At 59.9% G+C, this 17,171-nt stretch carries 15 protein-coding genes and 1 pseudogene; 14 read left to right on the top strand and 2 right to left on the bottom strand.

Annotated elements, in window-relative coordinates; translation table 11 throughout:
* Positions 1-289: 289 nt before the first annotated feature.
* The 11 genes and pseudogenes from QRN38_RS04660 (at position 290) to QRN38_RS28175 (ending at position 13,924) form a co-directional block, all read left to right on the top strand.
* On the top strand, positions 290-1,591 hold the full coding sequence (locus QRN38_RS04660) for an Nramp family divalent metal transporter (RefSeq protein ID WP_010217630.1): 1,302 nt from the start codon (positions 290-292) through the stop codon (positions 1,589-1,591).
* A 213-nt stretch (positions 1,592-1,804) separates the two neighbouring features.
* Positions 1,805-3,916 (top strand): TonB-dependent siderophore receptor, encoded by a 2,112-nt coding sequence (locus tag QRN38_RS04665; protein WP_057418719.1) that lies wholly within the window; start codon positions 1,805-1,807, stop codon positions 3,914-3,916.
* A 38-nt stretch (positions 3,917-3,954) separates the two neighbouring features.
* Complete coding sequence (locus tag QRN38_RS04670) at positions 3,955-4,683, top strand: DUF4198 domain-containing protein (protein ID WP_057418720.1); 729 nt, start codon at positions 3,955-3,957, stop codon at positions 4,681-4,683.
* Positions 4,684-4,986: 303 nt separating this feature from the next.
* A complete protein-coding gene (gene purU, locus QRN38_RS04675; protein WP_103389258.1) occupies positions 4,987-5,853 on the top strand; it encodes a formyltetrahydrofolate deformylase in 867 nt (288 codons plus the stop codon).
* Positions 5,850-6,752, top strand: coding sequence for a bifunctional methylenetetrahydrofolate dehydrogenase/methenyltetrahydrofolate cyclohydrolase FolD (folD, locus tag QRN38_RS04680; protein ID WP_044392999.1), 903 nt, complete (start codon positions 5,850-5,852; stop codon positions 6,750-6,752). The genes purU and folD overlap by 4 nt, the downstream gene beginning before the upstream one ends.
* Positions 6,734-7,975, top strand: a complete 1,242-nt coding sequence (locus QRN38_RS04685; protein WP_007246879.1) for an FAD-dependent oxidoreductase — start codon at positions 6,734-6,736, stop codon at positions 7,973-7,975. The genes folD and QRN38_RS04685 overlap by 19 nt, the downstream gene beginning before the upstream one ends.
* 13 nt (positions 7,976-7,988) lie before the next feature.
* Positions 7,989-8,294, top strand: coding sequence for a sarcosine oxidase subunit delta (locus QRN38_RS04690; RefSeq protein ID WP_005771245.1), 306 nt, complete (start codon positions 7,989-7,991; stop codon positions 8,292-8,294).
* Positions 8,291-11,197 carry a 2Fe-2S iron-sulfur cluster-binding protein gene (locus tag QRN38_RS04695; RefSeq protein WP_057417961.1) on the top strand — a complete coding sequence of 969 codons (2,907 nt, stop codon included), beginning with the start codon at positions 8,291-8,293 and terminating at the stop codon, positions 11,195-11,197. Before QRN38_RS04690 ends, QRN38_RS04695 begins: the two co-directional genes overlap by 4 nt.
* Before the next feature lie 3 nt (positions 11,198-11,200).
* Positions 11,201-11,773 (top strand): sarcosine oxidase subunit gamma, encoded by a 573-nt coding sequence (locus tag QRN38_RS04700; RefSeq protein WP_044393003.1) that lies wholly within the window; start codon positions 11,201-11,203, stop codon positions 11,771-11,773.
* 366 nt (positions 11,774-12,139) lie between these two features.
* A pseudogene (locus QRN38_RS28170) lies at positions 12,140-13,066 on the top strand (HAMP domain-containing protein); the annotation flags it as partial.
* 129 nt (positions 13,067-13,195) lie between these two features.
* On the top strand, positions 13,196-13,924 hold the full coding sequence (locus QRN38_RS28175) for a methyl-accepting chemotaxis protein (RefSeq protein ID WP_370737341.1): 729 nt from the start codon (positions 13,196-13,198) through the stop codon (positions 13,922-13,924).
* Positions 13,925-14,084: 160 nt separating this feature from the next.
* On the opposite strand, the gene QRN38_RS04710 is transcribed toward QRN38_RS28175, so the two are convergent.
* Positions 14,085-14,969, bottom strand: coding sequence for a LysR family transcriptional regulator (locus QRN38_RS04710; RefSeq protein WP_005771227.1), 885 nt, complete (start codon positions 14,967-14,969; stop codon positions 14,085-14,087).
* A 107-nt stretch (positions 14,970-15,076) separates the two neighbouring features.
* Here QRN38_RS04710 and QRN38_RS04715 point away from each other — a divergent pair, with 107 nt between their 5' ends.
* The 3 genes from QRN38_RS04715 to QRN38_RS04725 are packed head-to-tail and all read left to right on the top strand — an operon-like array spanning position 15,077 to position 16,965.
* Positions 15,077-15,967, top strand: a complete 891-nt coding sequence (locus QRN38_RS04715; RefSeq protein WP_057417959.1) for an MBL fold metallo-hydrolase — start codon at positions 15,077-15,079, stop codon at positions 15,965-15,967.
* 53 nt (positions 15,968-16,020) lie between these two features.
* Complete coding sequence (locus QRN38_RS04720; protein ID WP_044393006.1) at positions 16,021-16,419, top strand: hypothetical protein; 399 nt, start codon at positions 16,021-16,023, stop codon at positions 16,417-16,419.
* Between the two features lie 60 nt (positions 16,420-16,479).
* Positions 16,480-16,965: a GNAT family N-acetyltransferase gene (locus QRN38_RS04725; RefSeq protein WP_054090999.1), complete on the top strand. Its 486-nt coding sequence runs from the start codon at positions 16,480-16,482 to the stop codon at positions 16,963-16,965.
* Between the two features lie 73 nt (positions 16,966-17,038).
* Here the strand turns inward: QRN38_RS04725 and QRN38_RS04730 are convergent, their stop codons facing one another.
* A complete protein-coding gene (locus QRN38_RS04730; RefSeq protein WP_005617503.1) occupies positions 17,039-17,164 on the bottom strand; it encodes a hypothetical protein in 126 nt (41 codons plus the stop codon).
* Positions 17,165-17,171 lie beyond the last annotated feature (7 nt).

Here is a 17,171-nt window from a genome sequence, read left to right on the forward strand (position 1 = left end):
ATCGTGCGACGCTCCGCGTCGCATGCCGTTCTGGACGCTCTGCGTCCGATCTTGAGTGTGCGGCGCAGGTGTGTGACGCAGAGCGCCACCCAACGCGTGCCTACGCGTGCATTGGGATGAAAATCAGTCGGGTAATCATTGTGCAATAACAACGGACGCCAACACCTCACCCGATCCGTAAAACGCTTTTACACACAGTTACATTTGAATCTCCACGACTGTTGTACGACGTCTTATCTTGTCCGCAAGCGACCGACGTCTCAATACAATAACAATGGAGATCAAACGCATGTCTGGCACCCCTACGCTTGAAGAAAAGGCTGCACAAGCAGCCGAACCGCGTCTCAAAAAGCTCGCCAAGCTGCTGGGCCCCGGCATTATTGCCGTGCTGTCCTGGCTGGGCGCAGGCGACCTTATTACTTCGTCGGTGGCAGGTGCCAGTTACGGCTACGCCATGATGTGGGTGCTGGCGATATCTCTGCTGCTCAGGTTTTTGATCGTCAATATCATTGCCCGTTTCCAGCTCTGTAATAACCAGGGCATGACCATTCTGCAGGGCTATGCGCAGTTGCATCCGTTCTTCGCCTGGTTCTTGCTCGGCTACGCACTGTTGATGGGGCATCTGATCAACGCGTACATGATCAAAGGCGCCGGCGAAGCACTGGCGATGCTGCTGCACATCAATCAGCCGCTGCTCTGCTCGGTCGCGGTGGTGCTCGCCGTGTGGCTGCTGGTCGGTCGCAATATCTACACGATGATCGAAGGCGTCATGAAAGTGCTGCTGGCGATCATGACGCTGGCGTTTCTGACCCTGGCGATCATGTCCGGTCCTGATGTCACCGGCATCATCAAAGGCACGATTGGTTTCAGCATTCCGCCCGATGAGGGCGTGCATGGCGCGCTGTTGGTGGCCGTGTCGGTGATCGGTGCGGTGGCTGGCTCCATTGCCAACTTCGTCCACCCCTACGTCATGCGCGAAAAAGGCTGGACAGGGCCACAACACAAACGCATACAGCGCAACGACCTGCTGTTCGCCGTGATCATCGGCATTATCATCAATCTGGCCATCTGGGTGGTTGGCGTTGAAATCCTGCGGCCCAATGGCATTCAAGTGAACACCCTGGCCGATCTGGGCAAGGCGCTAGAGATATTCTTCGGTCCATTGGGCTGGTACATCTTTTTTGTCGGCGTATTCGCCACGTTGTTTGCCAGTATTTCCGGCAAGACCACCGCCTTCCCGATGCTGATCACCGATGCCTTCCAGCACATCCGCCCCAAGCGCCGCGAACGTTACGGCAAGGTCTTCCACAACGACCCGATGCACAAGTGGTTCATGCTGTTCATTCTGGTCACACCGCTGATCTGGTCGTTGCCCGGCATGCCCGACTTCGTGACCCTGACCCTCGGTGTCAACGCGCTGAACATCATCGGCTTGCCGATCATCTCGCTCGGACTGCTGATCATGTCCAATCAGAAGTCGCTGCTGAGCAAGCAATACCGCAACAACTGGTTCGAGAACATCGCCCTGACCTTTGCGACCGGGCTGGCGTTGTGGGTGGCGTTTCAATTGGGCACAGAGTTACTGGCCTGATTTGCGCTGAATAAACCGTCCATGAGTCCATTCCCGCCCAAGGGGATGGACTCAGCTGCAACGATAGAATTTTCTTCAGAACCCCGAACCCTGCCCTCACGCATCAGACAGCCTGTCTGATCGATACAAACTGTCACATCCCGCCGAGCAACAAACAGAAATAATTCTCAACGGAGATGTTATATTGTATCGATAACTATCAGGAAGTCTCACATGTCGTCTCGTAGAATCGCGTCTCTGGCAGGCTTGGCAATCGGGGTATTGGGCAGCAACAGCTATGCGCAGGAACAGCCGCAGACTATTGAACTGGGAAGCGTCAACGTCACCTCCGACTATCAGTACGAGACCGCCACCAGCCCGGTTCAGGGCTATCGGGCCACCCGCTCGGCCACCGCCACCAAAACCGACAGCGCTATCAGGGACATCCCGCAGTCGATCAGCGTGGTGCCTGCTTCGGTGCTCAAGGACCTGGGCAGCAACAGCGTCGAGCGTGCGCTCGACTTTGCCGGCGGCGTGTCCAAGCAGAACAATTTCGGCGGCCTGACGCTCTACGAGTACAGCATCCGCGGCTTCACCACATCCGAGTTCTACAAAGACGGTTTCAGTGCCAACCGCGGCTACCCGACCACGCCCGACGCTGCAAACATCGAGCGTATCGAAGTGCTCAAAGGCCCGGCCGCCAGCCTGTACGGCCGTGGCGACCCTGGTGGCACGGTCAATATCGTGACCAAGAAGCCGCAGCGCGAAGCATTCACCACCCTGCAAACCAGCGCGGGCAGTTGGGATCGCTACCGCACCGCGCTGGACGTCAACACGCCACTGGATGAACAGGGCAATCTGCTCTCGCGGGTCAATCTGGCCGTCGAAGACAACAACAGTTTTCGCGATCACGTAGAGAGCAAACGGGTTTTCGTCGCGCCCTCCTTCAGTTGGCAACTGAACCCTGATACCAGCCTGCTGGTGGAAACCGAATTCGTCCGACACACCTCCACCTTCGACCGTGGCGTGGTCGCGCCCAATAACAAATGGAGCGGCGTGTCGCGCTCGACCTTTCTGGGCGAGCCGGACGACGACATCGATAACGACAACAACATGGTCCAGTTCGCACTCGACCACCAGCTCAACGACGTGTGGTCGCTGCGCCTGGCCAGCCATTACAAGCAAGGCGAGATGTCAGGTTTTGCCAGCGAGTCGCGCCCGCTGAATGCGGATGGGCGCACCGTCAATCGTCGTTACCGGGAGCGCGACAACAACTGGCACGACAGCATCACCCAGCTGGAATTGCGTGGGCGTTTCGATGGCCTGGGCGTCGAGCACGAAGTACTGATCGGCACCGAATACGAAAACTACCGCAAGAACGAACGGGTCACGACCATCGCCGGCAGCCCTTACGCCATCGACATCTACAACCCGGTGTACGGCCAGCCGAAACCCAATGGCGCACGCTCCGGCACTGACTTCTATGAGCACATCGAAAGCCGTGCGCTGAACCTGCAGGACCAGATTGTGTTTACCGACAAACTGCGCGGCATGGTCGGCACGCGTATCGAGCACTTCGATCAGCAGGTAGACGACTTCACCACCAACGCCACCTCCGGCCAGCGTCACGATGCGTTCACCCAACGCGCCGGGCTGCTTTACCAGCTCACGCCACAGGTGGGCCTGTTCGCCAACGCATCCACCTCGTTCAAACCCAACAACGGCCTGGACGCAGCCGGCAAGACCTTCGACCCGGAAGAAGGCGTCGGTTACGAAGTCGGGATCAAGAGCGAGCTGTTCGACGACCGCCTGAGCACCACCCTCGCCGCGTTCCATATCGAAAAGGAAAACGTGCTGGCCCTGGACCCGGGCACCGACACCAACCGCGCCGTGGGCAAGGCCCGCAGCCAGGGTTTCGACCTGCAATTCACCGGGCAAGTCACCGATGCGGTGCGCATCATCGGGGCGTTCGCCTACATCGATGCCGAAGTGACCAAGGGCGACCGCACCATCCCGTCAGGCAGCCGCATCCTCGGTGTTGCCAAACACAGCGGCAGCCTGCTGAGCGTCTATGAGTTTCAGGAAGGCGTACTGCGTGGTTCGGACGCAGGCGCTGCGTACACCTACGTTGGCGACCGCTCCGGCCAGTCCGGCACAGACTTCGAACTGCCGGCTTACCAGACCGTGGACCTGTTGGCCCACTACAAAGCCAGCGACAACGTCACCGTTGGCCTGAACCTGAACAATATCTTCGACGAAAAATACTACGAGCGCTCCTACAGCAACTACTGGGTCGCACCCGGCGAACCACGCAACTTCACGGTCAGCCTGACACTCAGCCTTTGACGCCGATAACCAACGATTCACAACAATAAGGATGCACCATGCTTTCGACAAAACCTTTTCTGGCTCTGAGTCTGCTCGGCGCACTGTTTGCCACGCAGGTCAGCGCCCACGGTCTTTGGACAGAACAGCGTCGCGGCAACATCGAAGTGGTCTACGGTCATGGCGCGGAAGACAACGCCTTCAAGGCGCAGAAAGTCAGCGGCGCGTGGGCGTATGACCTTCAGGGCAAGATGATTCCCGTGACGGTGCAGCGCCTCGACGATCACGCGCGTCTGGTGCCACTCAAGCCGCCTGCCGTAGTGTCCGTGGCACTGGACAACGGCATGTGGACACGCAACACCGAGAAAAAGTGGATCAATGAAGGCCGCAGCAAAGTGCCAGACGGCACCGACTCGATTCACACGTTCAAGTACAGCGTGGCGATCTACGAAGAAGGCGCGCACCTGCCATCGTTCCAGAAGCTGAACTTTGTCATCGTGCCACAGGCTGATCCATTGAAAGTCGGCGTGGGCAAACCTTTGCCAGTGCGCGTGTTGATCGACGGCAAACCCGCCGCCGGCATCAAGCTGATCGGCGACTACCGCAGCGCGCCAGACGTCGTCAGCGCCGAAACCGACGCCCAGGGCGTGGCCAGCGTCATCGTGCGCAACGCAGGGCTGAACATCATCGCAGCCGAAGTCACACAACCGGTCAAGGACAACGTCGATATCGCCGAGCGCGGCCTGTTTACGTCCCTGACGTTTGTCGGTGAGGCGCATCACGACTGACGTCGTCACCCCCGCTGAAAAAATGCCTGCATTCGCAGGTATTTTTTTGACGGAAGATTTATCAAGTGCCTGTAAGACCGCAGATTGCCGTTCAACTACCCCCCCCCCCCCCACACGCCCACATATTCCCTTCGATAAACAAAGTTTCCAGAAACCTCTGGACGCTGCATTTTCTTTCGCCTATAAAACAGCCTTCAAGAATATTAAATTCCTGTAGAGAATTTTATTCAGCAGAGACACACCTCCATAGCTGACCTTTTTCGCCTTTGTAATGAGCTGCCGCCACCCTCCAGAGGACAAGCCATGCAACACGAGAAGAACCATTTCATCCTGAAGATCAGCTGCCCGGCGACTTCCGGCATTGTCGCGGCGGTGACTTCCTACCTGGCTGGCAACAGCTGCTACATCGGTGAAATGGCCCAGTTCGATGACGAGTTCAGCGGTACCTTTTTCATGCGCGCGGTGTTTCGCTTCAACGATGGTCACGACGGCGATATCCAGCAGTTGAAGGCCGGATTCGATGCGGTGGCCAAGGACTTTGCCATGCAGTGGGAGCTGCATGACACGCGTCGGCCGATGCGTGTGCTGTTGATGGTCAGCAAGTTCGATCACTGCCTGACTGACCTGCTGTATCGCCATCACAAGGGCGAGATGGACATGAGCATCACCGCCATCGTGTCCAACCACCTGGACCTGCGACCGATGGCCGAGCGTGAGGGCATTCGCTTTATTTACCTGCCCGTGAGCAAAGACACCAAGGCCGCGCAGGAAGCTGCGCTGATGAAAGTGGTCGATGAAACCGGCACTGAACTGGTGGTGCTGGCGCGTTACATGCAGATTCTCTCCGATGACTTGTGCAGGCAGCTTGCAGGCCGGGCGATCAACATCCATCACTCGTTTCTGCCGGGTTTCAAGGGCGCCAAGCCGTATCACCAGGCTTACGAGCGTGGCGTGAAGCTGATTGGCGCGACCGCGCATTACGTCACCAGCGATCTGGACGAAGGTCCGATCATCGAGCAGGAAGTGCAGCGTGTCGATCACGTTTACCTGCCGGATGATCTGGTCGCCGCAGGCCGCAACAACGAAACCATCGCGCTTTCCAGGGCGGTGAAATACCACTTGGAACATCGGGTGTTTCTCAACACGGACCGAACGGTGATCTTTCGATGAGCGCGCGCATCATCGACGGCAAGGCCGCAGCCGCCCGTGTGCTGGAACAGGTCAGAGACGACGTGCACACCTTGAAAGCCGAAGGCATCGAACCGGCTTTGGCAGTCATCCTTGTCGGTAACGACCCCGCCAGCGAGGTGTATGTACGCAACAAGATAGTGCGCGCCGAAGAAGCCGGCATTCGCTCGCTGGAACACCGTCTGCCGGCCGACTGCAGTGAAGCGCGCCTGCTGGCGTTGATCGCCGAACTCAATACTGATCGCTCGGTGAACGGCATTCTGCTGCAACTGCCGCTGCCGGCCCATATAAACGAAGCCCATGCGTTGCAGGCCATCGCGGCAGCCAAGGATGTCGACGGCTTTCACAGTGAAAACGTCGGCGGCCTCAGCCAAGGGCGCAACGTACTGACGCCCTGCACGCCCAGCGGCTGCATGCACTTGCTCAAAGAGACCTGCGGTGACCTGACCGGCAAGCATGCGGTGGTGATCGGTCGCTCCAACATTGTCGGTAAACCGATGGCCGCCCTGCTGCTGCAAGCCCACTGTTCGGTGACCGTGGTGCATTCGCGCAGCACTGACGCCAAGGCCTTGTGCCAACTGGCGGACATCGTCGTTGCGGCGGTTGGCCGGCCGCGCATGATCGATGCTGGCTGGTTGAAACCCGGCGCGGTGGTGATCGATGTCGGCATCAACCGTATCGACGATCAAGGCCGCAGCCGCCTGGTGGGCGACGTCGATTTCGATAACGCACTCGATGTCGTTTCCGCCATCACCCCGGTGCCCGGAGGCGTCGGGCCGATGACCATCGCTTTTCTGATGAAAAACACAGTCACCGCTGCCAGACAGCAAGCCCACGCGCAACGCAGCCAATCGGAGGCCGTATGCCTTTCAATTTACTGAAATACGGGCTCAGCTCGGAGTACCCGGTCGAGGTGGATCTGCCGGCGCCCAAGGAACTCAAATCCTCGTATGACGTGGTGATCATCGGCGGCGGCGGTCATGGGCTGGCAACCGCTTACTACCTGTCGAAATACCACGGCATCACCAATATCGCGGTGCTGGAAAAAGGCTACCTGGGCGGCGGCAACACCGCGCGCAACACCGCCGTGATCCGCTCCAACTACCTGACCAGCGAGGGCGTGAAGTTCTATGCCGAGTCAGTGAAGATGTTTCAGGGCCTGTCCAACGAATTCGATTTCAACATCATGTACTCCGAGCGCGGCCAACTGACCCTGGCGCACACCGACGCCACGGTGCGTTCGTTCCGCCAGCGCGCCGAGGTCAACAAACATTTCGGCGGCCGTACCGAGATGATCGACCGCCAGCAGATCCGCGAACTGGTGCCGAGCCTCAATCTGGACCCTGGCCATCTGCCGGTATTGGCAGGCTTGTGGCACATCGACGGTGGCACCGCGCGGCACGATGCGGTCGCCTGGGGCTACGCCAAGCAGGCCGCCAAGCGTGGCGTGGAGATTCATCAACTGACCGAAGTGCAGGAACTGGTGATCGAGAACGGCACCATTACGGCAGTGAAAACCAATCGCGGCACCCTCCAGTGCGGCTGCGCGGTGCAGGCGGTCGCGGGCATGAGCTCGCAGATGATGAAAAAGGCCGGTATTCGCTCGCCAATCCAGACCTTCCCGCTGCAAGCGATGGTCACTCAGCCTTTCAAGCCCTTTCTCGACCCGCTGGTGAGTTCGTCCGCCCTGCACTGCTACGTGCAGCAGACCAGCCGTGGCGAGGTGGTGTTCGGTGGAGGCTCGGACCCGTACCCGCTGTTCAACAGCCGCTCGACGCTGGACCTCAAGGAAAGCCTGCTGGCTCATGCCATCGAGATGTTTCCGTTTCTGGCCAACGCCAAATTGATGCGCCAATGGGCCGGTATCACTGACATGACCCCGGATTACAGCCCGATCATGGGCCTGTCACCGGTCAAGAATTACTACCTGGACGCAGGCTGGGGCACCTGGGGATTCAAGGCCACGCCGATCTGCGGCAAAACCATGGCAGAGCTAGTGGCCAGCGGCGGCAAAGTTCCGGAGCTGATCAAGCCGTTCGGCCTGGAACGTTTCTCGACCTTTGAGCAAGTCAACGAAATGGGCGCCACAGCGGCCAGCCACTGACGGAGAGCGACACATGAAAATCATGACTTGCCCGCTCAACGGGCCGCGCAACATCAGCGAGTTCACCTACGGCGGCGAATTCAAACCCATGCCGGACCCGCAGACCTGCAGCGATGCCGAATGGGCCGACTACGTGTTCAACAGTGAAGACACCCTGGGCGTGGTGCGTGAATGGTGGATGCACACCCCGTCCAGTTACTGGTTTCTGGCCGAACGCCATACCGGCAGCGACGAGATCATTCGCACCTTCGACCCGAGGGAGATCTTCACCACTCGCATGGACTTCGCCCCCGCCCCTTCCAAGGAGATCGCAGGATGAACACCCCCGCCCGCCTGCCCGCGCCCATGGGGCTGCTGATCGATCGCAACCAGCCGCTCACGTTCAGTTTCGACGGTAGAACCTATCAGGGTCTGCAAGGAGACAGCATTGCCAGTGCCCTGTTGGCCAACGGTCGTTTTCTGCTTTCGCGCTCCTTCAAATACCACCGCCCGCGTGGCCCGCTGACCATGGCCGGTCAAGACGCCAACAGCCTGATCCAGCTGCCTCACGAGCCCAACGTGCTGGCCGATACCTTCGCGTTACAGGAGGGCCTGCAGGCCACCGGGCAGAACTTCAGCGGCTCGCTGGACAACGACAAGGATGCGTACCTGGGCAAGTTCTCCAAATTCATGCCGGTGGGCTTCTATTACCGATCTTTCTACAAGCCCAAAGGCATGTGGAAAGTCTGGGAGCCGATCATTCGCAAAAAGGCAGGCTTAGGCGTGCTGGACCTGAATTTCCAGCCTGAGTATTACGACAAGGCCTATCTGTTCACTGACCTTGCAGTGATCGGCGCAGGGCCTGCCGGGTTGCAGGCAGCGCTGACTGCCGCCAACGCCGGGGCCCAGGTGTTGCTGATTGAGCAGCAGCCCATTCTCGGCGGCTCGCTGACCTACGCGCGCTTCGATATCGACGGCCAGCGTGCCGAACAACTGCGCCTCGAACTGGTCGCTGCGGTAGAAGCACACGACAATATTCAGGTGCTCAAACAGGCCACGTGCAATGCCTGGTTTACCGACAATTACCTGCCGGTGATTCAAGGCAAGCGCCTGTACAAAGTGCGCGCCACGCAATGCCTGGTGTGCAGCGGTTCTCTGGATCAGCCGGTGATTTTTCGTAACAACGATTTGCCCGGCGTGATGCTGACCAGCGCCGTGCAGCGCCTGATGAAGCTCTACGCAGTCAAGCCGGGCAAACGCGCGGTGGTGCTGACCGGCAATGATGACGGCTACCTCGCCGCCCTGGATTTGCACGATCAGGGCGTGGAGGTGGTCGCCGTTGCCGACATGCGCACCAACCCAGCGGATCGAGAATTACAGCTCGCCCTGGAGAAGCGCGGCATCGCCTGCCACATGAGCACCACGGTCTACGAGGCGCTGCACGAAAAAGGCATGCGCCATGTCAGCGGTGCCGAACTGCGCAAGATCACCGGTCAAGGCCAGGTGGCCAATCATGGCTTGAGTGTAGAGTGCGACCTGCTGTGTATGTCGGGCGGCTACATGCCGGTCTACCAGTTGCTTTGTCAGGCGGGCGGCAAGCTTGCCTACGACGATCAACAGGCCGAATTCACCCTCAGCGGCCTGCCGCAGAACCTGGGCATTGCAGGCTCGGTCAATGGCTATCACGTGCTGGATAACGTGCTGGCAGACGCTACCCATGCCGCCGGCGGAATGCTCTCGGCGCCAGGCCTGGAACCCAACCAAAATCCGCCTGCGTTGCGCCCTGAAGCAAAGGTCAATTTCAGCTGGCCGATCTTCCCGCACCCCAATGGCAAGGATTTCGTCGATTTCGATGAAGACCTGCAAGTGCGCGACATCGTCAACGCCACGCGCATCGGCTACCGCGACATCCAACTGGTCAAACGCTACTCCACGGTCGGCATGGGCCCGTCGCAAGGCCGCCACTCTGCGCTGCCGACTGCACGCCTGGTGGCGGCGTCAACCCAGCGCAGCATCAGCGAAACCGGCGTGACCACGGCGCGTCCGCCCTTCGAGGCCGAGAAACTGGCGCACGTGGCGGGTCGCGCCTTCGACCCGTACCGCCAGACGCCCATGCATCAACGGCACGTGCAGGCAGGCGCGAAAATGATGCCCGCCGGGATCTGGCAGCGCCCGGCGTTCTACGGCAAGCCGTCGCAACGTGATGCCTGCATGCAGCAGGAAGCCCTGCACGTGCGTAACAAGGTCGGCATCATCGACGTCTCGACCCTCGGCGGCCTGGACATACGCGGCCCGGACGCCGCCGAGCTACTCAACCGTATGTACACCTTCGCCTTCCTCAAGCAGCCGATCGGGCGTTCGCGCTATGCGCTGATGACCAACGAACAGGGCGTGGTGATCGACGACGGCGTGTGCGCACGTTTTGCCGAACAACATTTCTATGTGACCGCTACCACCAGCGGCGTCGATCGTATCTATCAGCAGATGCTCAAGTGGAACGCGCAATGGCGTCTGAACGTGGACATCACCAACGTCACGGCGGCCATTGCGGCGGTCAACGTGGCAGGCCCGGATTCACGCAAGGTGCTGGCGCAGGTGTGCAGCGATCTTGACCTGTCCGCCGAGGGCTTTCCCTATCTGGGTGTGCGCCAAGGTACGGTTGCGGGCATCAAGGCACGCTTGCTGCGGGTCGGCTTCGTCGGCGAACTCGGTTACGAGATCCACGTTCCGGCGCGTCACGCCCTCAGGCTATGGGATGCGCTGAGCGAAGCGGGCAAGGCGTTCGACATACGCCCTTTCGGCGTTGAGACCCAGCGTCTGTTACGCCTGGAAAAAGGCCATGTGATCATCAGTCAGGACACCGATGGCATGACGCACCCCGGCGAGATCGACATGGGCTGGGCGGTCAGTCGAACCAAGCCGTTTTTCGTCGGCCGTCGCGCGGTGGACATCCTCGAAGCCCTGCCGCAAAAGCGCAAACTGGTCGGTTTCACCCTGCCCAAAGCCAGCCCGCTGCCGCTTGAGGGCCATCTGGTGCTCAAAGGCGCGGACATCAGCGGCAATGTCACCTCCTGCGAGTACTCGCAAACCCTCGACATGATTATCGGCATGGCCTACGCCGCGTTCGATCAGAGCACGCCCGGCCAGCAGATTCCGATCCGCGTCGAAGACGGCGTAGTGGTTCAGGCCACCGTCGTGAAACTGCCCTTTTTCGACCCTGAAAACCAGCGCCAGGAGCTCTGAACCATGACCAGTCTTACCACAGACCGCCCTGTCGAACTTGATGCCACCTCACTTTGCACACTGGAAGACCTGACCGACCTGCCACGCGTGGGGTTTCGCGGTGCGCAAACGGCCGACTACCTGACCGCACGCGGTTTCAGCCTGCCCGAGACGCCCAATCGCGCCATTACCCAGCCCGACGGCAGCCACGTTGCTCGTCTGTCACTGACCGAGTACCTGCTGTTGGGCAGCCGGCTTGATCAAGGGCAGCGTATCGCCGATGAAGAAGCTCGCTGGGAACTGGACCACAGCGCCAATTACCTGCTGCCCCGTGAAGACAGCCACGCCTGGCTACAACTGAGTGGCGCGTGCATTGCGCAGGTGATGGCCAAAGTGTGCGGCGTGGACCTGCGCCCGCAGGCCTTCGGCCCCGGCTCGGTGGCGCAGACCTCGGCGGCGCGGATCAACGTGATCGTCATCAACGTCGGCGCAGAAACCGAGCCTCGTATGCAGATTCTCTTTGATCGCGCCTCGCTGGCGTACTTCAAGGACGCGATGCTGGACGCCATGACCGAGTTTGGCGGGCGCTGCCTGTAAAAATCGACTTACCTGTCAGGGCATGCGGCACGTCCCTGACCCAGAAACGACAAACATACCCGTTAGCGCCATCCTGCCTAAAGAATCCTGGCAACAAGCCGTTGCATTCTCGGTAGACCATGAGACAAAGCTCCGGGTGAAGGCTCGGCGCGACAGACTGCAGCCATGCAGCGCCCGACACTTGCGGTAGTAATAGACTCCGGAGCTCAAATGAATATCAAACAGAAATTGACGTGGGCTTTCGCAGTGATTGCGTGTTTGCCCATCGTGGTCGTGGCTGCAATTGTAATTGTGAACCTGCGCGACAAGGCGACCAGCGACTTTGTCGACAGCAGCGGGCGGGAAATTCGTCAGGTCGACAACGCCATGCAATTGTTCTTCGACGGCATCACGCAGAACGTCAACTACATCGCTGCGCACCCGCTGATCGCCGGTGCAAGCGATGACTTTCGTAACTATATGGGCGCCGCCGCTACCGCGCAGTCGGAAAACGACAGACAGGCCACCGAGCTGTTCGCCAGCATTGCCAAGGCCCACCCGGCCTACGCCTACGTTTCTTACGGTCTGATCAACGGCAGCTACATCATGACGCCGGACGACCCGAAAATGAGCAACTACGACCCGCGTGTCCGGCCGTGGTACAAGACCGCAATGGCCAATGCAGGCAAGACTGTGCGCAGCGATGCGTACTACTGGGCCAACGATGATGCGGTGCTGGTCAGCACCATCCGGGCGATCCCCAACAAGCTCGGCAACCCCGGTGGCGTGGTCAACATCGACGTGTCACTCAAGCAACTGACCAACATCGTCAAGCAGATCAAGCTGGGTGAAAGCGGCTACCTGATGCTGATGGAAAAGAACGGCACAGTGCTGGTCGACCCCAAACAGCCAGAGCATAACTTCAAGAAGCTGGGTGAGCTGGGGGACGGTTTCGCCGAACTGGCAAAAACCGGCAGTGGTCTGGTCGAGTTGACGCTCAATGGCGAGCGTTACATGGCCAACGTCTACCCGTCCGAGCAACTGGGCTGGAACTTCATCGGCCTGATCAAGCAGGACGAAGTGATGGCTTCGGCCACCCGCCTGACCTGGCTGATCGGTATCATCGCTGCCGTGCTGGCGCTGGTTTTCGCGATTGTCGGGGCAAGTTTTGCCAGTGTCATCGTGCGTCCGATCCATAGTGTTTCCGCTGGCCTTGAAGGCATTGCCGGTGGCGAAGGCGACCTGACCCAGAACCTCGCCGTGCGTGGCACCGACGAAACCGCGCAGCTGGCGGGCTGGTTCAACAAGTTCCTCACTGCAATTCGCAACCTGATCCAGCATATTGGTCAGGCTGCCGGGAAAATTCTCGAGGCATCGCACAGCTCCACCCGTGTCTCCAACGACATGGCCGAAGCCGCCGGGCGTCAGCGCGAGGCGGTGGACATGGTGTCAACCGCCTTCCATGAGATGGTCGCCACCTCCAACGAAGTCGCCCGCTCCTGCAGCCAGGCCGCCGATTCCGCCGACAGCGGTCAGCAACAGGCCCGCGAAGGCCAGCGGCAGATTGATGATGCGGTGCGCAGCGTTGATCAGTTGAGCGAAGAACTGGCCCGCTCAGCCAAGGACATGACCCAGCTGGAAAAAGACAGCACGGGCATTCAGTCGATTTTGAACACCATCCGCTCGATCGCCGAACAGACCAACCTTTTGGCCCTCAACGCAGCCATTGAAGCGGCGCGCGCGGGTGAACAGGGTCGCGGCTTCGCCGTGGTGGCCGACGAAGTTCGCGCGCTGGCCAAGCGCACCGCCGACTCTACTGCCGAGATCGACAGCCTGCTGGGCAACCTGGCCAGACGCACTGCTTCGGTGGCGCAACAGATGCATTCCAGCCTTGAAGTGTCGCAGCAGTCGGTGACCAAGATCGGGCAGGCACGTAGCAGTTTTGGGCAGATTCGTGAGTCGGTGGATGTGATTCGCGACATGAACACCCAGATCGCAACTGCCGCTGAAGAACAGCATCAGGTCGCCGAGGACATCAACCGCCACATCAGCCAGATCCATGGTGATGCTCAGTTGATCGCCGACCTTTCGGACTCGGCCCGCGCCGACTCCAGAAGCCTGGAGACACTGTCCAGCGAACTCGACGGCCTGGTGCGCAAGTTCAAGACTTGATGCGTAGCGCGGCGGTAACCGCCGCTATCGTGCGACACAGAGCATAGAGAACTGCATTCCTGCTGGAGCGTAGGCAACGATAACCCACTATCGTGCGACGCTCCGCGTCGGCATGCCGTTCAGGACGCTCCGCGTCCGGTCTTGAGCAGGCCACCCAGCATCACCCTCTCGCAAACCACTCAGCCAGAAAATCCAGCAGGGTACGCAGGGTCGCTGACTGGTGATGCCGTGAGGTGTAGATCGCGTGTATCCCCAGCGCGCGTGGCTGATAGTCGGGCATCAGCGCAATCAACTTGCCGCTGGCAATCAACGGCGCTACCGAATGCACCGGCTGCAAGGCAATACCCGCGCCTGCCGCTGCGGCTTCCAGCAATACAACTGAATCGTTGGCGCTGAGGTTGCCGCCCACCGGCACACTGAGCTGCGTGTGCTGACGGGTGAATTCCCACAGGCTTTTACCGAAGTAGGAATAGGTCAGGCAATTATGAGCGCTCAATTCCTGCGGCCTGGACGGCGTGCCGTGTGCAGCGAGGTACGCCGGCGACGCGCAAACCCGCGAATCGCAATGCCCCAGCGGTCGAGCGATCAGATTGGGGTCCAGCTGATTGGTGATGCGGATGGCCAGATCGATGCGTTCACTCACCAAGTCCACCGCTTCATTGCCGATTTGAAAATCCACCGACGTGCCGGGATAGCGCTGCAGGTAGGCGGTGACCGCCTGCGCCAGGACCGCCTGCGCCAGGGACTGTGAGCAGGCAATGCGCACCATGCCGCGCGGTTCGTCGACGTGTGTGTCGGCGGCCAGAGGCACGGCATCGGCCAGCTCCAGCAACTGCTGGCAACGCAGCAATGTCGCCTGCCCCGGGGCCGTCAGCCCAAGTTTACGGGTGGTGCGGTGCAGCAACCTTGCTCCCGCCCAACGTTCCATCTGCGCCAGATAGCGGGTGACCATCGCTCTGGACATATCCAGCGTTTCGGCGGCAGCGATGAGGCTGCCACGTTCGTTGATGGCGATGAACACCCTCGCCGCCGTGATGCGATCCATTATTCGTCCGATTCAAGCAATCTATAGTTGCCAATACTGAGGCTTTTGTTTCATTTAAAGCAACTTAAGATAGGGGCCTCAGTCCTGCCCGCCAAAGGTCGTGCCTCATGTTGCGCAACTCCCTGCTTGCCCTGTCCCTCGCCGCCCTGCCCCTCGCGGCGTTGCTCCCGCTCGCCGCCCAGGCTGCCGCCCCATTGGCGATCGAGGTCTACAACCCGGCCGAAAAAGCCATCTTCCCGGTGTCCTCCGAACTGGTCACCGGCAAGCATGATGCGGTGCTGATCGATGCGCAGTTTCAGCGCAACGATGCTCAGGCGCTGGTCGCGAAGATCAAGGCCACCGGCAAGAAGCTCACCACTGTCTATATCAGCCACAGCGACCCGGATTACTACTTCGGTCTGGAGGTCATACAAGCGGCTTTCCCCGATGCAAAAATCGTTGCCAGCGCGCCTACCGTCAAAGCGATCAAGGCCTCGATGCAAGGCAAGCTTGCCTACTGGAGCCCCATCCTGAAAGACAACGCCCCGGAAAAACTGGTGCTGCCCGAAGTGCTGGACGGTGATCACCTGACCCTCGAAGGTCAGCCGCTGGAGATCAAAGGTTTGACAGGCCCGGCTCCGGAACGCAGCTATGTATGGATTCCATCGCTCAAGGCCGTCGTCGGTGGCGTCGTGGTGTCCAGCGGCATTCATGTCTGGGTAGCCGACACACAGAGCCCCAAGTCCCGTCAGGACTGGCTCGCCACACTCAAGGGCATCGAAGCGCTGAAACCGGCCACCGTGATCCCAGGCCATTACCTCGGGCAGATTCCTCAAGGCACCCAGGCTGTTGCCTTCACCGCCGACTACCTGAAATCCTTTGAACAACAAGCGGCCAAAGCCAAGGACGCCAAGGCCCTGATCGATGCCATGCAGAAAGCCTGGCCGCAACTGGCCGAGCCCAGCTCGCTGGAACTGAGTGCCAAGGTCATCAAGGGCGAGATGAAGTGGCCTAACTGATCTGCTGTAAATGGGTGTGGTCACAAGCCCACATCCATCGCTATGCTGCGACCATGAACCCACCCGTCAAAATCCGTAACCCCTGCCCACCCGGCGCTTGCGACTGCGAGCGCGAACGGCTGGAGGCCGAGGATGCCGACCTGCGCATACTCAAGCTGACCCGTGACGCGGAAATCACGCTGCTCGAACGCCTGGGCCGTGTCGAAAGCCTGGAAGATCTGCAGCACATGCAGCGCAGGATTTTCGAGCAACTGGGCGTGCGCATTGAAATCGCACCGGGCTTCAACGAAGTGCGCACCATGCGCGGCATCAGCATTGTCGTCGAGAAAAAGACCGGCCTGTGCCGCAAGACACGCAAACTGGTCGCAAGCGCAATCCGCAGCGCTCTGGAAGCACGCCCGCAGATCGCCTACCAACTGCTCAACGCCAACGACTTGCTGCGCGACGCGTGACTATCGACTGACTGACGACTGCGGCTATCATGCTGCGCCCATCAGCCAAGGAGTGCCTCCGTGCCCCTCGAAATCCGCCCTGCCACTGCCGCTGACGTCAGTCAGATTCTGGCATTCATCACCGAACTTGCGATCTACGAGCGCGCCGGGCATGAAGTCAAGGCCAGTGCCGAAGACATTCAGAAGTCTCTGTTTGCTGACAATGCACCTGCCAGCGCGCTGATGTGCCTGTACGACGGCAAGCCCATTGGCTACGCCGTGTATTTCTACAGCTATTCCACCTGGCTGGGGCGTAACGGGGTGTATCTGGAAGACCTGTACATCACCCCTGAGCAGCGCGGCGTCGGCGCAGGCCGCGCCCTGCTTCGACACATCGCTCGCGAAGCCGTGGCCAACGATTGCGGCCGCCTCGAATGGAGCGTGCTGGACTGGAACGAGCCCGCTATCCGGTTTTACGAAGCGATCGGTGCAGAGCCGCAAAGCGAATGGGTGCGTTACCGGATGGAAGGTGCAGGGCTGCTGGCGTTCGCCAACGGTGGTGAATGAGTCATAAAGCCCTGAAACGATAACGCCCGGCCTGAAAAAGGCCGGGCGCTTCGGAAAACAGACTTCAGGGCAATCAGCAGACCCCAGGCGGAATGCCATCCTTGTTGAAGTCTTTCAGGCGTTCCTTTTCTTCCGGCGTCGAGTGCGCTGGTACGTCGCTTGCCGGCTCTGGTTTCTTCTCGTCTTTTTTCTCGGTCATGGTCGGA

This window comes from Pseudomonas sp. CFBP2511, assembly GCF_030209255.1.
GTDB classification, from domain to species: Bacteria; Pseudomonadota; Gammaproteobacteria; order Pseudomonadales; family Pseudomonadaceae; genus Aquipseudomonas; species Aquipseudomonas avellanae.